12 protein-coding genes are annotated in these 17,094 nt (G+C 34.3%); 6 read left to right on the top strand and 6 right to left on the bottom strand.

Translation table 11 applies throughout. From position 1 onward, the window contains the following. Positions 1–24 precede the first annotated feature (24 nt). From DOS84_RS10215 to DOS84_RS10205, 3 genes are all read right to left on the bottom strand, one after another. Positions 25–1,434 (bottom strand): aryl-sulfate sulfotransferase, encoded by a 1,410-nt coding sequence (locus DOS84_RS10215; protein ID WP_111410033.1) that lies wholly within the window; start codon positions 1,432–1,434, stop codon positions 25–27. Positions 1,435–1,552: 118 nt separating this feature from the next. Continuing rightward, complete coding sequence (locus tag DOS84_RS10210; protein ID WP_111410032.1) at positions 1,553–3,064, bottom strand: RagB/SusD family nutrient uptake outer membrane protein; 1,512 nt, start codon at positions 3,062–3,064, stop codon at positions 1,553–1,555. A 37-nt stretch (positions 3,065–3,101) separates the two neighbouring features. Continuing rightward, the gene (locus tag DOS84_RS10205) at positions 3,102–6,203 is read right to left on the bottom strand and encodes a SusC/RagA family TonB-linked outer membrane protein (RefSeq protein ID WP_111410031.1); all 3,102 of its coding nucleotides are present in this window, start codon (positions 6,201–6,203) and stop codon (positions 3,102–3,104) included. Positions 6,204–6,918: 715 nt separating this feature from the next. Here DOS84_RS10205 and DOS84_RS10200 point away from each other — a divergent pair. Continuing rightward, complete coding sequence (locus DOS84_RS10200; RefSeq protein ID WP_111410030.1) at positions 6,919–7,569, top strand: sugar-binding protein; 651 nt, start codon at positions 6,919–6,921, stop codon at positions 7,567–7,569. Between the two features lie 118 nt (positions 7,570–7,687). Here the strand turns inward: DOS84_RS10200 and kbl are convergent, their stop codons facing one another. From kbl to DOS84_RS10185, 3 genes are all read right to left on the bottom strand, one after another. After that, on the bottom strand, positions 7,688–8,893 hold the full coding sequence (gene kbl / locus DOS84_RS10195; RefSeq protein WP_111410029.1) for a glycine C-acetyltransferase: 1,206 nt from the start codon (positions 8,891–8,893) through the stop codon (positions 7,688–7,690). Between the two features lie 6 nt (positions 8,894–8,899). Then, a complete protein-coding gene (locus tag DOS84_RS10190) occupies positions 8,900–9,856 on the bottom strand; it encodes an NAD-dependent epimerase/dehydratase family protein (RefSeq protein ID WP_111410028.1) in 957 nt (318 codons plus the stop codon). A 524-nt stretch (positions 9,857–10,380) separates the two neighbouring features. Then, the gene (locus tag DOS84_RS10185; RefSeq protein WP_111410027.1) at positions 10,381–11,421 is read right to left on the bottom strand and encodes a substrate-binding domain-containing protein; all 1,041 of its coding nucleotides are present in this window, start codon (positions 11,419–11,421) and stop codon (positions 10,381–10,383) included. Between the two features lie 462 nt (positions 11,422–11,883). Here DOS84_RS10185 and DOS84_RS10180 point away from each other — a divergent pair, with 462 nt between their 5' ends. From DOS84_RS10180 to DOS84_RS10160, 5 genes are all read left to right on the top strand, one after another. Then, complete coding sequence (locus DOS84_RS10180) at positions 11,884–12,960, top strand: mevalonate kinase family protein (RefSeq protein WP_111410026.1); 1,077 nt, start codon at positions 11,884–11,886, stop codon at positions 12,958–12,960. Between the two features lie 20 nt (positions 12,961–12,980). Beyond that, positions 12,981–13,859, top strand: coding sequence for a sugar phosphate nucleotidyltransferase (locus DOS84_RS10175; RefSeq protein ID WP_111410025.1), 879 nt, complete (start codon positions 12,981–12,983; stop codon positions 13,857–13,859). Between the two features lie 24 nt (positions 13,860–13,883). Continuing rightward, positions 13,884–14,813: an NAD-dependent epimerase/dehydratase family protein gene (locus tag DOS84_RS10170; protein WP_111410024.1), complete on the top strand. Its 930-nt coding sequence runs from the start codon at positions 13,884–13,886 to the stop codon at positions 14,811–14,813. A gap of 82 nt (positions 14,814–14,895) precedes the next feature. Beyond that, positions 14,896–16,278, top strand: a complete 1,383-nt coding sequence (locus tag DOS84_RS10165; RefSeq protein ID WP_243636359.1) for a sugar MFS transporter — start codon at positions 14,896–14,898, stop codon at positions 16,276–16,278. Between the two features lie 44 nt (positions 16,279–16,322). Next, on the top strand, positions 16,323–17,094 hold a 772-nt coding region (locus DOS84_RS10160), incomplete at its 3' end, for a 6-phosphogluconolactonase (protein WP_207802044.1).

Here is a 17,094-nt window from a genome sequence, read left to right as displayed (position 1 = left end):
ATCTCTCACCTTTTGGTTATTTTTTTAGTTAAAAAGAAACGGTTTGAGTTTATCTTCTGGAATAAACTTAACTCGATAAGGAGGAATTTCGGACTCTAAGGCCCATAGCAAAACCCCTTGTTTATTGGTCAAAACAGTTATGTGTCTTTTAGAACAACAGCACAATATGGTTTCTTTATCAATCATATAGGCACTTCCCATTCTGTCATTATAGATTTCCTTCGGTAATTTCACTTGGTAATCCAGTTTTATGGCATTGCCTTTTTCATCTACTTTAAAAGCAAAAACAGAAGATTGTTTTTTATCGACACCATTATCAAAAAACATTAAGCTTCCTTCCTTGTTAATATGTGCAGCGTGGGCTTGCGAGAAATTACAGTTGGCTGGCATTGTCATTGTCCCGCCTTTTCCTATTTTCCAGATTACTTTTCCGGTTTTAGCATCTACTTTCCAAATTTGGCCGTTGTTATAAAACGAAATAATAAAATTGCCGTCTTTGTCGTAATTCAAGCTGTTGGCATGCATCCAATCCTTTTTTGTTTTCAACAATGCTTTATCTTTCATTGGATCTAAATCGTCAAAAACACTCCATTTCCAAAGTTGTTTTCCTTTTTTATCCATGATAATAATTCCGTCACCATTGATGGTATCTTTCTTTTTACCGCCTATCGAGGATAAGTCGGTTATTCTTTCATCAACAAACAAAGTCACGATTTCGTTGGTCGATTTTTTAAAAATTTCATGATGAATAACTTGTTTAAAATCGCCTTGACCTTTTTTGATGTGCGTTAGCGTATCACCTTGCAAATTAATTTCTAAAATCTCACTGCCATAACTCGTTGGCTCATCATTTTTTCCTAGTATGGAAATAATCGTTTGGTCATCGGTAAAACAGGAAACTTTGAATCCCGTCCCTTCTACAGTATGATACCATCTCAAGTTTCCTTTATAATCCACTATATAAGCCACTCCTGGGGTTTCTCTTTTGCTTAAAAGCATAAAGCCTTTTTTGAAATTTTCAGGTAATAAATTAGGCTTTGGACAATTGGCTTTGAATTGTTTTTGAAACCATTCCGGCAATTGCCTGGATTTGAAAGCATAAACTTTACTAGTGTTTTTCACATCATCCTGAATGGTCACAACCTGATAGTTGTATTTAGTGTCTGGCCTAATAGAACAAAGTACCAAAGAATGTTTTGTTCCACTAGTTGTTGTCAAGGAAGTCATTTTACCTTTAGTTCCAGTTGCCTCACGCCAATATTCTACATAGACCTTTGCATCAGTACTTGTAGTAACATCGATTTGAATTTTCAATTCGTTGTTACCATGAGTTCCTACGATGATATTTTGGATACAATTGCCTTTATTAGAGCAGCTCATCAGTATTGATAGCGAGAAAACAAAAAGTCCTATTGATAAAAATCTCTTGATCATTTTATGTGTGTTTTAAAAAAAATGCTAGTCCTTTTTTATAAAAACCAAGGATATAATAGTTTCCCTATTTACTATGTTTTATATCCTTGGTCTTAAATTTAAACAACCAAATTACTACTTACTGTCTGTCGGCATTGCTTAACTTAGGGTTAAGATCCACTTGACTTTGAGGGTAAGTATAAAATTTATTTTGAGGCATCTTGATTTGAGCTGCTTCACCTACTCTAAGGTGATATGCATTTACAAGAACATCATATTTGTTCATTCTAATTAAATCGGAACGACGTTTTCCTTCAAAGAAGAACTCCCAACCTCTTTCTTGCAAAATAGCATCTCTTAAAGTTGTTTGATTGTAATCTGCCAAAACCAAAAGTTTAGCGTGTGATCTTGCTTTAACTTGATTGATAAGATCTATTGCTTCGGCAGTAGGCCCACTAAGTTCATTTATTGCTTCTGCTCTACTTAACAATACATCGGCATAACGTAAAATATCTACACTGTGACCATCATAATAAGTAGTAGTTTCATCATCTGCGTATTTTCTGGTAGATACATCCGGCATGTAGAACTCACCTGCAGGTGGTTCAGCACCCAATGTAGGAGCTTGCTTGTGCAACAAACCGTCAACACCCATAAATTCTGGGAAGAAACATTGTTTTCTGTCATCTTCATCACCAAAAGTATTATAGAAATCCCAGTTTACAGTATAATACTGCCATCTGTTTTGAACAACAGGATGATCTACTGGTCCAAAATGATTCAACAATTCCGTTCCATTTGTATTGGCATCACTAAGGGAAGAGAAAATATTTTCGCTACACCATTTGTTGCTTTCTTTGAACAATCCATTATAAGAGGGGAAAAGGCTGTATTCATTAAGGTCCATTACCTGTTTGGTAACACTCACTACTTGTTGCCAGCTGTGGCTGCGTAAATACAATTTTGCCAACAATGTTAATGCAGCACCTTTGGTGGCACGCCCCACATCATTACTATCATAAATTGCATTGCTTTTATAATTCACGGGCAATACAGCTGCTGCGTCATTAAGTTCTTTAATCAAGAAAGCATCAATATCCTCAACTGATGTTGGAGGTGTTTGATCTAAATAAGCAGGGTTTCCCAAATTGGCTTCCGTAATTAAAATTACCGGACCCCAAGAATCCGTTAAGTCCATATAGGCAGAAGCTCTTAAAAATTTGGCTTCGGCTATAAATTGCGCTTTTTCAGCATCCGAAATTCCAGTCATAGGCGCGATGTTATAAATCGCACTATTGGCATTGGCAATCAACTTATACATTGCATTCCAATCTTCCTTAAGCAATCCATTGGCAGCATTCCAAGTTCCTAAAGAGAGTTGTCCTGGATCACCACCGTATTGGCAATGTCCTAAATCTGTTGCAAGATCTGTCAAAGCAAAATGTCTCGTTGCCCAATACGAAAAGTTATCTCCAACAACAGGTCCTTTTAGCCTGCCATAAATTGAATTGACGGCTGCAATGGCATCCGACTTTGTTTGATACCCGTTTGTATTGGTCAAATTACTGTATACCGTGGGATCAAGATCGTTGTTGCACGAAAATTGTACTCCTGCGGTAAGTAAAAGTAATAGTATTGTATATTTTTTCATTTTAATAAATTTAGTGTTAGTAAAAAAGCTTTTTAGACTAATGAATTGTAACTTTTAAACCCAAAATAAAAGTCCTGGAAGCTGGGAATGAGTTGAAATCGATTCCTCCACCAATGTTTTGTGATGTAACTGAAGCTGTATGTGCGTTTACTTCAGGGTCATTTCCAGAATAGTTTGTAAAAGTTACCAAATTCTGACCAATAGCATACAATCTGATACTATCTATAAATTTAACTTGTTTCAATGCACTCTCGGGAATAGAGTATCCAAGAGAAACATTTTTCAAACGAATATAAGATGCTTCTTCAACAAATTTTGAATTAACATAACTACCATATTTACTTGCGTAATAGCCGTTTCTTGGAATATCTGTATTTTCATTTGTACCGGCAACCCAACGATTTAAGACGTCTGTACTTGTAGATGATTCTCCTACCATTGCGGTCATATTGTACACGGAATAGTCAAAAGCCCCTTGAAAAAAGATATTCAAGTCGAAATTTTTATATCTAAAATCATTATTAAACCCTGCAAGATAATGAGGTGTAGAATTTCCTAAATAAGTTCTGTCATCGGCCGTAATTTTTCCGTCTCCATTTACATCCACATATTTCGGGTCTCCTGGCTTAGACAATGGTTGCGGCGCATACACTTCTCCTGTTTTTACAACTCCCGCATATTCATAACCAAATAATACTCCCATTTCTTTTCCTGGCTCTAATCTTGTAAACTCTTGACCTGAAACTACACCGCTTGGGTTGGATGTATTGGTACTAATTATTTTAACATTGTCAGCAAGTTCAACAATCTCCTGCTTATTGTACGCGAAATTTAAAGATGTTCTCCATGAAAAATTATCTGTTCTAAAGTTTTCGCTGCTTATGCCAAGCTCAAACCCTTTATTTTCAATAATTCCCGAATTAATTCTTTGAGTACCAAAACCCCACCATCCTCCAACAGGAACATTTAAAAGTGCATCACTTGTTGTTTTTTTATAGAAATCAATAGTCCCGCTAAGTCTTCCATTAAAGAATCCCATATCCAAACCTAAATTGGTTTGAGCCGTTTCTTCCCATTTCAAATTAGGGTTAGCTAAATTAGCAGGCTCCGTACCGCCAACAAAACCATCAGGAGCAATTGTTACCCCATAAGAAACAAGTCTACTCATGTATGAATAATCTCCAATACCATCATTCCCTGTAATACCGTAACTGACTCTTAATTTTAAATCCGAAAAAGTATTTAGGTCTTGTATAAACGATTCATTTGAGAGTTTCCAAGCAACGGCCCCAGATGGGAAGATCCCATATTTATTGTTTGGACCAAAACGGGATGAACCATCTTTTCTTATAGTGAAAGAAGCTAGATATTTATCAGCAAATGAATAATTCAACCTACCGAAATACGAAGTAAGCTTCGTCTCTGTTTTCTCAGTTTCCGGTTTCTGATAAACTTCGGCTCCTTGAAGGTTGTAATATGTCAACAAATCGTTGCTAAAACCAGTACCTACTGCTTTTAATCGCTCGTAGGTATCTTTTTGATTTGAAGTTCCCAACATCGCGGTTACAGCATGCTCACCAGTTGTAAATTTATATGTTAAATATTGCTCTGTACTCCACCTAAAATATGTTTTATTTTCTTCAGATCCAATCCCTTTTAAGGCGGCTCCAGCAACAAGCGTACTAGGGGTATAATTTCCTTGTATGTTCTCTTGCCACTCAGCCCCTGCGCCAAAATGGTAAGTTAAGTTTTTGATAACTTCATAGTCCAAAAACATACTTCCGTTTACCAATCTATTGATTATATGATTTGTAGGTTCTAACAAAAGAGCCAATGCGTTATCCTTTCCTTGAAATTTATAATAAGATCCATCAGGGTTGTAAACAGGAATACTAGGAGGTGCAGTTTGAAGAGAATACATCGGAGATAAAATGTTGTCCCCAAAATCACTGTTGTTTCCTTCACTTACAGCACCATAAACATTGGTACCCATATTTAATTTATCATTAAATTTTTTCTCGGCACCCATTCTAACAGTGTATCTTTCAAAATCAGTATTTTCTAAAGCTCCTTTTTGTTTTATATAGTTTCCTGAAAGAAAAAATTTAGACACTTTGTCGCTTCCGCTAAAAGTAAGGCTTCTGTTGATTACGCTTCCCTGACGCGTTGCTTCATCAAACCAATTGGTATTCGCAATTGGAAAACTGGAAGGAAAAACCGGCGGCTTACCATTTTCGGCAGCAAGTGCATTTTGATAGCTGGCGTATTGTTGTCCATTCAACAAAGAAGGCTCCTTAATTATATTTTGAAAACCATCCGAGATTTCGGCCTCAACTTGCATTTTCCCAAGTTTTCCTTTCTTGGTAGTAATCAATATTACCCCATTTCCTCCTCTGGCACCATAAATGGCCGTAGAAGAAGCATCTTTTAAAACCTGAATATTTTCAATGTCATTTGGGCTAATAGATGCACCGGTGCTTGTAATAAATCCATCAACAACATACAATGGTGAATTAGAAGTATTGATTGAGTTACCACCTCTAATAACAACAGAAGGTGTACTCCCCGGAGCAAAATTATTTTGTTGTACCTGAATTCCAGATGCACGACCTTGCAAGGCTTGGCCGACATTGGCAACAGTACCACCTAAATTTAAGTTATCTTTACCAATAGAACTCACAGAGCCAGTAACGTCACCTTTCTTTTGTTTACCATACCCAACAACAATTACTTCGTTCATTTTTAGTCCCTCTTCTTTCAAAACGACATTCACGAAACCAGCACCAGCTTTTACTTCTTTAGTTTCTTTGCCTATAAAGGAAAAAACCAAAGTAACCGAAGCTTCATCTGCATTAATTGTAAAAGATCCGTCAAATTCTGATTGGACAGATTCTTTACTCCCCTTTACCTGGATATTTACTCCAGATATAGGTAAACCACTTTCATCGGTAACCTTCCCTTTAATTTGCTTTTGTACATTTTGAACATTAACTTCAATAGGAAGATTTGTCTTAAAACTTTCTGATGCTGAAGCCTGCAAAGTCCAATTTAACAGTAAAACGGTAGTAATTTTGACCATTCTCCCTGAGAAAATGTTAAGCCGATAGTGCTCCTGCTTGTTTTTGGTTATTTCATTCATACTTATTGTTTTTTTTGGTTGGTATACTTAATCAATATTTTTTCAATTCGTTCCTCTTTTTGTGTTATGAAATCAAACACGTCTATTTTAATTTCATAAAAAAAGAAGAATTTATTTTGTTTCATTTATTCTGATTTTTAAATTTTTAAAGTGTTTTTAGAAAAGAAAATGTTTAACTAAATACATATTCATTTTTAAAGTTAAAATGATGATAAAGTCATTTTTTTGATCGTTAAAAATTAAAATTCAAACAATAAAATCTACAATTCAATTACGAAACTATATATTATATTTTTATTAAACAAGGAAAAACATAAAAAATGTGCTCGAACACATTAAATTTGTGTTCTCGAGCACAAAAAATTGAATAATCACACATTTTTTGTAATACAATTCCAATAATTAAAAAAATAGTTTTATCAGATTTAGAATTATATTTCCTGACAAATGATTGAAATACTGATTAAATGATATTAATTTGTAGAAAATAAATAATATCATTGAAAATTAAATAATTATCAGTTAAGACTAGAATAACCCTTTTTTCTAATTTTATTTGCTTATTTGCAGTTAAAAATTAGAGCTCAAAAAAGTACTGTTAATAACATCACAGAAATAGTGATTTTACAAGGGGAAAAATTGACATTTCTTTTAATTATTTTTTTGCGAAAAATGTTTGAACTAAGTTTTATCCAAAAAACCAATTCAGTATAAAATGAATCACAAAATAAAAGAATACACAGTAAATTTAATCGAAAAAGAACAATTGATTCTCACCGGAAAAGGAGATGACATTCTATGGAATAATGCCATGCCGTTGACCGATTTTTGCTCTCCATGGGATAGTGAAAAGCCATCAAAGATTATATTCAAGGCACTTTGGGATTCTGAAAAATTATTTTTCAACTTCACCGTTGTGGATTCATCAATTCACATTGAAAAACAGGATGATAGTTTTGACAGAATCAATAATTCGGATAGAGTCGAACTTTTTTTTAGGTCCGACGATTCCATGAATCCTTATTACTGCTTGGAAATGGATTCTGAAGCACGATTAATGGATTTCATTGCTTATCCAAATAAGAATTTGGATTTTAGCTGGAGTTGGCCGAAAGATGACATGGTAGTAAAATCATCCGTAAAAAAGGATTCTTTCACCGTAGAAGGTTCAATTTCGATTCAATCCTTAAAATATTTCAATTTAATCAAAAATAACAAAATCGAAACAGGTATTTTTCGGGCAAAATATTCCCAGAACGAAAAAGGAAATTTTGAACCAATCTGGATAACCTGGGTAAATCCAAATACGGAAACACCCAATTTCCATATAGCTTCTTCTTTCGGAACATTAATTTTAAAAGAATAAAATATAGCATTCTATGAATCAAATAAAAAACGGATAGTATTAGAATCTAAATACTATCCGTTTTTTTTATACCGACTATTTCTGTTTTTGATTGATTTAATTGAATTTTAACTATAACTTAAAAAGTATTATTGCCTTCAATTACTTTCAAATCTTTTCCAACTTTAACAAAAGCATTGATAGCCTTCTTTATTTGATCCAGTTCATGTCCCGCAGAAAGCTGAACTCGTATTCTGGCTTTTCCTTTTGGCACAACCGGGTAGAAAAAACCAATTACATAAATTCCCTCTTCCAATAGTTTTCGTGCAAAATCTTGGGCTAGCTGTGCATCATATAACATTATAGGCACTATGGGATGCAAACCAGGAACAATATCAAATCCGGCAGCTGTCATTTCCTGACGAAAATATTTTGTATTTTCTTCCAATTTATCTCTTAGATGGGTAGAATCGGTTAAAATTTCAAGCACTTTTAAAGTAGCGCCAACAATGGACGGAGCTATTGTATTTGAAAATAAATAAGGTCTGGAAACTTGTCGCAACAATTCAACTATTTCCTTTCTTGCAGACGTAAATCCACCCGAAGCGCCTCCCAAAGCTTTTCCAAAAGTTCCCGTGATAATATCTACTCTATCCATAACATTGTGGTATTCATGAACGCCCCTCCCTTTGGTCCCAATGAAACCGGTAGAATGACATTCGTCGATCATAACCAAAGCTCCATACTTGTCTGCCAAGTCACATATTTTATCCAATTGGGCTATTGTTCCATCCATAGAAAATGAACCATCCGTAACAATTAATTTTCGCCTTGAGGAACTAGCCGCTTTTAACTGTTCTTCTAAATCTCCCATATCATTATGCTTGTATCTGAATCGATTTGCTTTACAAAGGCGAATACCGTCAATTATAGAGGCATGATTAAACTCATCTGATATTACTGCATCTTCAGAAGATAGTAACGGCTCGAAAATCCCCCCATTGGCATCAAATGCAGAAGCATATAAAATACAGTCTTCCATTCCTAAAAATGCAGCTGTTTTTTGTTCCAGTTCTTTGTGAATATCTTGTGTCCCACATATAAAGCGAACGGACGAAAGTCCAAAACCATATCTTTTTAAAGCTTCAATTCCAGCCTCAATTACGTCCGAATTGGATGCGAGCCCCAGATAGTTATTTGCACAAAAATTTAATACGTTATTTTGGGATGTTGTATTAATTTCGGCTCCTTGTTTTGAAGTAATTATTCGTTCATTTTTATAAAGTCCGTTAGATTTTATGTTTTCCAACTCGTTTATCAATTCATTTTTTGTTGTCCCGTACATGATGGTCTAATTAATATTAAGTTCAGCAGTATATTTTAGTTTCAATTCTTCAATCATAATACTGGTCATCGCATCAATATCAAATTGTGGTTTCCAATTCCAATCAGCCCTAGCCGCAGAATCATCAATACTGGATGGCCAACTTTCGGCGATTTTTTGTCTAAAATCTGGTTTGTAGACTATTTTAAATTCCGGATAAATCTTTTGAATGGATTTGGTTAACTCTTCAGGCGAAAAACTCATCCCCGACAAGTTATAAGACGTTCTTACGGTAATATTTTCTTTGGGCGCTTCCATTAATTCAATGGTAGCCCTGATGGTATCATCCATATAAATCATTGGCAGTACTGATGTAGACTCCAAGAAACATTCAAAAACCTCGTTCTTAACAGCTTTATGAAAAATATCAATTGCATAGTCTGTTGTGCCGCCTCCTGGCAATGACTGATGTCCTATTACACCCGGATATCTTATGGAACGTATGTCAAGACCATATTTTTCATAATAATATTTGGCCCAATTTTCACCAGCAACTTTACTGATGCCATACACCGTTGAAGGTGCCAAAACATAATCTTGTGGCGTTTGTATTTTTGGTGCATCATTCCCATAAACGGCTATAGAGCTAGGGAAAAACACTTTTTCCATATTGGTCAATCTTGAAACCTCCAAAACATTAAATAGAGATTTCATATTTATATCCCAAGTACTTAGCGGCGCCTTTTCGCCATTCGCAGATAAAATTGCCGCAAGATGGTATATTTGGGTAATTCCAAATTTTATGACTATTTCTTTTAAGGCATCAAAATCTGTAGCATCAAGAACTTCAAAACAACCATTAAACGATGGGTTCATGCGCAAATCGGAAGCAATTATATTTTCAACACCATACTTTTCCTGCAGTTTTTGGGTCAAAACGGAACCTAATTGTCCACTGGCTCCAATGATTAATATTTTTATCATTTTATGAAATAAATTTATGTGTTAGCAGTTCATCGAAATGTAATAATTGGGCTTAAAAAGCAGTCGGATTTATTTGCGGCTAAAGATTACATTTGCTGTTTTTTTTGATATTCAAAAAACTTATGATTCAAAGTCCAATTCATCTAAGATCCATTAAGAAAAAAAACAACCTAAACAAGAATAAATAGCTTGTTTTCAAAAACTTATTTAAATCTAAATAAATTTTAAAAGGATATTCTTCATAAGAATTAAAGATTGCTTTTTTTATTACGTGACGAAATTATAGATTACGTTTTAATAAAACAAGCAAAAACAAATAAAATGTGCTCGAACACATTAAAATAATGTTCTCGAGCACATAAAACTATAAAAGCAAATAGAATTGTGTGCACTAATTAAATTAAGTGATAGCAATAAAAATGATTAGCGCTATTTTGAAACTAAATAGTTAACATAAAAGCAGCTATACAGAACTTAGTAATTTCTGTATAGCTACTTTTTGGTAATTAAATATAAAGGATAAGTTATTCTATATAAAACGAAGCGTTTTCAGAATTCACTATGTCAATGGGCAGAAGGATAGTGTTTGGAATCTGTTTATCAAAAAGAAAAAATTCTATTATTGACGTAACCCCAAGATAGGTTTGTCTTTTTTGATTTTGATGTATTAAAAAATCGATTACACCTTGATTCAAATAATTTACATTATTCTCAATTAAATCATAACCGATGACTGCTATTTTTTTATGCTTTGTTTCACTAATTACTTTAGCAATTTGATAGGCTTTTGAAGTAGAAATAAAGATTCCTGACAAATCGGGGTTTTCATTTAGGAAGTTGTTAAAATTGATTTCAACATTGGGATTTTTTAATTTTAAGGTAGTGATATTATAGTCCTGATTTTGTTTTTCACTAAAATAATTGCGGAAGCCCCTCTCCTTCTCCTGCATGTGAATGGCGTTCTTAATGGATTCGTCAATATGGATAATGGCAATCTGTCCTTTTTTTAAAAGTAAGTCCAATAATTTTGCAGCTACTCTTCCACTATGAAATAAGTCCTGACCAACAAAACTCTTTATTGAATCCGATTGAACTTGGTTATTAAAGGTATTTACAATAATATTTAACTCATCATATTTCTTGATAACTTCCAATGTTTCTTTATGAAATAAAGGTGGCAACAAAACGGCATCTGGCGATTTTTCCAAAACTGTTTCATTAATTTTTAAAAATGATTTTTTTCCTTCCGGATTAAAGAAAAAAGTCTCGATTGCAAAATTGTAAGCTCTAAATTCTTGCACTGCATCTTCAATCCCTTTTATGCAAGGTAGCCAATAAGGATCTATTTTTGGATCTGGAAGCAATATACAAATGCGATACACTTTATTGTTCTTTAAATTTCTGGCAATAAGATTTGGCTCGTAGTTTATAACGTCTAAAACTTCGTTGATTTTTTTTAGAGCGTCATCAGAAACTTTTCCTCTTTTATGTAGAACTCTATCCACAGTTCCTTTCGAAACTCCAGCCAATTGGGCAATATCTTTTATTGTATATTTCTTATTCATAATCACAAATATATAAGTTTTTCGTTAAGTTTTTAGACCTAAGATTTAATGGTAATTATTTTTCCTAATCTAATGAAATAAATAGGTTCAATTCAAATTGAATTATCATCCTCCAATTACGCTCCTTTTACAACAATCATTCTTTTTCGCTTGTAAACAAACTGCTCAAAGGAACTACTTAAAACATAATAAAACCCTACTGTGTTTTTAAAATTAACACCAGTAAATCCACTAACTAATTTTGCTAATTTAAGGATACTTTATAAATATTGTGCTCGAAAACATAAATATTGTGTGCTCGAAAACATAAATTTAGTGTGTTCGAGCACATTTTATTTGATTTTACTTGTTTAATTAAAAGTTAATCTATAATTTCGTTGCGTTGAAAAAAACAATGAATAATTATCAATAATTATTTTAAATACAAATTACTAATATTCAGCAACTTAACATATTTAATAAGTGAAGAAAATTACATCATTAGCTCCGGGTCGTACTTGTCTCTTTGGAGACCATCAAGATTATCTCGGATTGCCAGTTATAGCATGCGCAATTGACAGAGAAATAAAATTAACTGCAATACAAAATACAACCAACGTTTTTAAACTAGATATGGTAGATATTGATGAAATAAGAATAATTAACATCAATGAAACTTTCCCCGAATTAAAACCACGAGACTATTTTGCCTCTTCATTAAGGGTTCTTAGAAGACATGGCTGCATTCCAACTGTTGGATATGACATTACCGTAACCGGAAATATTCCCATCAATTCCGGTACATCGAGTTCATCTGCCTTACTAATTGCATGGATCAATTTTTTGATAACCGCGTTTGGCGTTGATGATGAAGTAACCCCTGAATTTATTGCGCAAATGGGATATGTTTCTGAAGTATTAGAACATGGTGAACCAGGAGGTATGATGGATCATTATAGTATCAGCATGGGTAATATTGTACACATCAACACAAGTGAACCGTTTCGCTGTTCTATTATAGGCACTGATTTAAAAGGCCTCATTATAGGTGTTTCCGGTGTTCCAAAAGAAACCATTGGACTAATCGGTGAATTAAAAAACAATGCATTATTGGCAATCGATATTGTAAAACAAAATCATAAAGATTTTGATTTAAATACTGCCGAAAATGAAGATTTAAAGAAATATTGCAACTTTTTACCGGATCGGTTAATTCCTTATTTTGAAGCAGCAATAAAAAATCATCAATACACTAAACTTGCTTTGAAAGAATTTCAGAAACCTTCTCTTGATTTGAAAAAGATTGGGGAATTAATGAATGGCCATCATGCCGTTTTGAGAGATTTACTAAAAATTACGGTACCAAAAATTGATGCTATGATAAATGCTGCTTTAAACTCAGGCGCATACGGGGCAAAAATTGTGGGATCTGGCGGCGGCGGGTGCATAGTGGCAATTGTTGATCCAAAAAATCAAGAACGAGTTGTCCAGTCCATTTTGGAAGCAGGTGCAAAAGAGGCCTATGCTGTGGGTGTAGATCCTGGAGCAAGAATTTTATAATGTAATTAAAAATAAAAAACATGCATAATAGTTTAATTATTTTAGCGGGAGGAGCTTCTTCAAGAATGAAAAAACAAGCTTCTTTGGAAAATTTAAATGAGGAAGAAATCCAACAAGCCAATGAAAGAAGTAAAGGACTTATTGGAGTAGGTCCAAACGGAAGACCTTTATTAGATTACCTTTTGCTAAATGCTAAAAAAGCCGGATACAAAAACATATATATTATCATTGGTGAACAGGGAGAATTGTTTAAAGAATTTTACGGAAGTAAAAAGGAAAACAATGATTTTTACGGGTTAAACATTTCATTTGCAGTTCAACATGTTCCTAAAAACAGAATAAAACCATTTGGTACAGCAGATGCTTTATTTCAGGCAGTAGAACAGTATCCGGAACTAAACACTCAATTATATTCAGTGTGTAATAGTGATAATTTATATTCGACCAAAGCCCTTTTGGCACTTAGGGAAACGAATAGCCCAAATGCTTTCATAAGCTATGATCGGGACGCAATGGAATTTCCTTCAGAACGAATTTCGCGCTTTGCCATTGCTAAATTAGGTACAGATAATCAACTCTTGGATATTCTTGAAAAACCATCAGCTGATAATATTGAGGATTATAAGGATTCCGAAGGTAAATTAAGAGTAAGTATGAACGCCTTCAAATTTAACGGAGCACTTTTATATCCATACCTCAAAAACTGTCCTGTTCATCCGGAAAGAGACGAAAAAGAACTTCCAACAGCTCTTTTAAACGCCATAAAAGATCATCCAAATATGACAGTTGGGATTCCTTTTTCTGAACACGTTCCTGACTTAACTGCAAAAGAAGATATACTCGAGGTAAAAGAATATTTAAAAAAGCATTATCCTGAGATAAACTGGTATGAAAACTAGTCAAAAAACTCAAAAAAGAAAACTATGAATAAATATGTAATTACAGGAGGAGCCGGCTTTATAGGAAGTCACATTGCCGAATATTTATCAAATAAAGGACACGAAGTAACCATATTGGATAGTTTAAGAACAGGATTTGAAAAAAATCTTAGTGGCTTGAATGTTAAATTCATAAAAGGAGATATTCGGGACAAAAATCTTGTGGAAGAACTAGTACAAGGGGCCAGTGGAATATTTCACTTAGCTGCTTTGGTTAGTGTACCGGAATCCCTGTTGAACATAAACGAGTGTATTGAAATAAATACATTGGGAACAATAAATATTTTGGAAGCTGCAAAGAAGAACGACAGCTGTAAAGTGGTGCTGTCGTCTTCTGCTGCAAATTATGGAGATAATCCTATTTTGCCTAAAATTGAAACAATGACACCCGAACCGATGACACCTTATGCAGTAACAAAACTGGATGGGGAGTTTTATTTGAAAATGTATCAGGATCAATGGAATGTCCCGACTGCTTCATTACGCTATTTCAACGTTTTTGGACCTCGCCAAAATCCGCAATCAGCTTATGCAGCAGCAGTGCCTATTTTTATAAATAAAGCACTTCAAAATCAACCTATAACTATTTATGGAGATGGTTCACAAACAAGAGATTTTATTTATGTAAAAGATGTTGTTAAAGCCAATGTTTTGGCTTCAAGAATGGGTGGAGAAACCTATAATGTAGCTTTGGGATATAGCACCTCTATTTTGGAACTGGCCAAAAAAATAATCGAAATTACCAACTCAAAATCTCAAATTCAATTTTTAGAAGAAAGACCCGGAGATATTAAACATTCAATTGCAGACCCAACCAAATTTAATCAATTAGGTTTCAAACCAGATTATACAATTGATCGGGCTTTGCAAGAAACTATTTGTTTCTATGAGAATGAATTACTGCAGATAAAATAGTTACTTCATTAAGAAAGTCCTTTTTCCACATCAAACTACCAAAAAACCTAGATTTAAAATTATAAATAGTAACGAAAATAGTATGAACGAAATGAATAGTTCCCTTGCAAATAAACAAAATAACACATTGGTACCAATGGCTATTTTAACCTTTATGTTTTTTATTTTTGGATTCGTAACTTGGTTAAACGGCCCTTTAATTCCGTTTTTTAAGTTAGCATGTGAACTATCCGAATCACAAGCATATTTTGTAACTTTCGCCTTTTATATCGCTTACTTTGTTATGGCAATACCCTCTTCTTGGTTGATTGAAAAAGTAGGGTATAAAAATGGCTTGTCAATAGGACTGATAATTATTGCATTTGGAGCATTTATGTTTTATCCAGCTGCAGAAACAAGAACTTTTGGTTTATTCTTGGGGGCACTATTCATTATGGGAACAGGTTTGGCTGTTTTACAAACTGCCGCCAACCCTTATGTTGTAGTAATTGGCCCTCGCGAAAGTGCAGCTGCGCGTATAAGTATTTTAGGTACAGCCAATAAGTTGGCTGGATTTATAGCACCGCTTGTATTAACAACATTAGTATTGTCTAATATGGCAGATTATACATCCGATAAAATTGCTACTCTAGACGCTACAGCTAAATCAGCTGCATTAGACTCTCTTGCACTGCAATTACAAACTCCTTATCTTTATATGGGATTGATTATACTTGTTTTAGCGATACTGGTTAAATTTTCTCCACTTCCGGAAATAAGTCTAGACGAAGATGGAAATGTAGCACATCTAAGCATTTTTCAGCAGATTAGAGATGTATTACAGCGTCCTCAATTAGTTTTGGGTGTGATAACTTTGATGTTATATATAGCTGCAGAAGTTTTGGCAGGAGATTCAATAGGCAGTTTCGGAAAAAAATTGGGTGTTTATGGAGATAATGGGGATTTTTATCTAAAGTTGACTTCCTTTACCATGACAGCGATGGTTATAGGTTACATTTTAGGGATGACTTTAATTCCAAAATATGTTTCTCAAGTTACCGCTTTAAAAATTTCTGGTGCACTGGGGGTTATTTTGGTACTGTCAATTGTGACCGTTTCACCGAACACAATGATTGCAATACCAGGAATCCCAGTATTACCGCTCGTAATTATTTTGGTAGCATTAATGGGGCTTTCAAATGCATTATGCTGGCCTGCAATTTGGCCTATGGTTCTTCAAGACCTGGGAGGCTATACCAAAATTGGTGGTGCTATGCTTATTATGGCAATTATAGGTGGTGCCATTTTTCCGTTAATGTATGGTGCATTGGCCGATTCGATTGATATAAGTAACCAAACCAAAATCCTTAAGGAAACTGTAAAAAGCGGAAATCAACTCGCCTATTTAATATTATTACCTTCTTACTTTATGATTCTGTTTTTTGCAATAAAAGGGCATAAATACAGAAGTTGGTCCAGAGCCTAAAATAATAGCACAGTAAAAAAAACAGTAACATAATAAATCAAAAAATGTTAAAGAGCAATATAGATAAGTCGACAGGATTTGAAAAAAGATTTGAGAATATTAACACCGTGGTTTTTGACAACTCAAATTCGGCTTCGGTGGCTGTTGCAAAAGAAATAGCAAACCTTATCCAACTAAAAAAGGAAAACAATGAATCCTGCGTATTGGGATTGGCAACGGGTTCTTCCCCAAAGGGATTATATGCAGAATTGGTGCGTTTGCACAAAGAAGAAGGACTGAGCTTTAAAAACGTAATTTCATTCAATTTGGATGAGTATTACCCGATGGAACCGGATTCGATAAACAGCTATGTGCGATTTATGAAAGAATTGTTGTTTAACCAGGTAGATATTTTACCTCAAAACGTCCATATTCCTGACGGCACTTTGTCAAAAGAAGAAATCGCGGATTATTGTGCCGATTATGAGGCCAAAATCGAAGCTTTGGGTGGTATTGATTTGCAGATTCTGGGAATTGGCGGTAACGGTCATATCGGATTCAATGAATCGGGTTCTTTGCAGAATTCCAAAACAAGATTGGTGGCATTGGACCATATCACGAGAGTGGCGGCAAGCGGCGATTTCAAAGGGTTAAGCAATACTCCAAGAACAGCAATCACATTAGGTGTTAAAAAAATAATGGAAGCCAAACAGGTTATTCTGATGGCTTGGGGAGAAGGAAAATCGAACATCATAAAAGCCTCTGTTGAAGGCACGGTCACCAATCAAATACCAGCTTCCTTTTTGCAGGAACACAAAAATGCTATTTTCGTTTTGG

The organism is Flavobacterium aquariorum (assembly GCF_003254745.1).
Classification (GTDB): domain Bacteria; phylum Bacteroidota; class Bacteroidia; order Flavobacteriales; family Flavobacteriaceae; genus Flavobacterium; species Flavobacterium aquariorum.
This window is presented reverse-complemented; position numbering and strand designations above follow the sequence as displayed.

Bases quoted from the DNA above. Each gene is read 5' to 3' on its own strand.
- DOS84_RS10210 (WP_111410032.1), bottom strand. From the start codon at position 3,064: ATGAAAAAATATACAATACTATTACTTTTACTTACCGCAGGAGTACAA.
- DOS84_RS10170 (WP_111410024.1), top strand. From the start codon at position 13,884: ATGAATAAATATGTAATTACAGGAGGAGCCGGCTTTATAGGAAGTCAC.
- DOS84_RS10185 (WP_111410027.1), bottom strand. From the start codon at position 11,421: ATGAATAAGAAATATACAATAAAAGATATTGCCCAATTGGCTGGAGTT.
- DOS84_RS10175 (WP_111410025.1), top strand. From the start codon at position 12,981: ATGCATAATAGTTTAATTATTTTAGCGGGAGGAGCTTCTTCAAGAATG.
- DOS84_RS10165 (WP_243636359.1), top strand. From the start codon at position 14,896: ATGAACGAAATGAATAGTTCCCTTGCAAATAAACAAAATAACACATTG.
- DOS84_RS10200 (WP_111410030.1), top strand. From the start codon at position 6,919: ATGAATCACAAAATAAAAGAATACACAGTAAATTTAATCGAAAAAGAA.
- kbl (WP_111410029.1), bottom strand. From the start codon at position 8,893: ATGTACGGGACAACAAAAAATGAATTGATAAACGAGTTGGAAAACATA.
- DOS84_RS10205 (WP_111410031.1), bottom strand. From the start codon at position 6,203: ATGAATGAAATAACCAAAAACAAGCAGGAGCACTATCGGCTTAACATT.
- DOS84_RS10215 (WP_111410033.1), bottom strand. From the start codon at position 1,434: ATGATCAAGAGATTTTTATCAATAGGACTTTTTGTTTTCTCGCTATCA.
- DOS84_RS10190 (WP_111410028.1), bottom strand. From the start codon at position 9,856: ATGATAAAAATATTAATCATTGGAGCCAGTGGACAATTAGGTTCCGTT.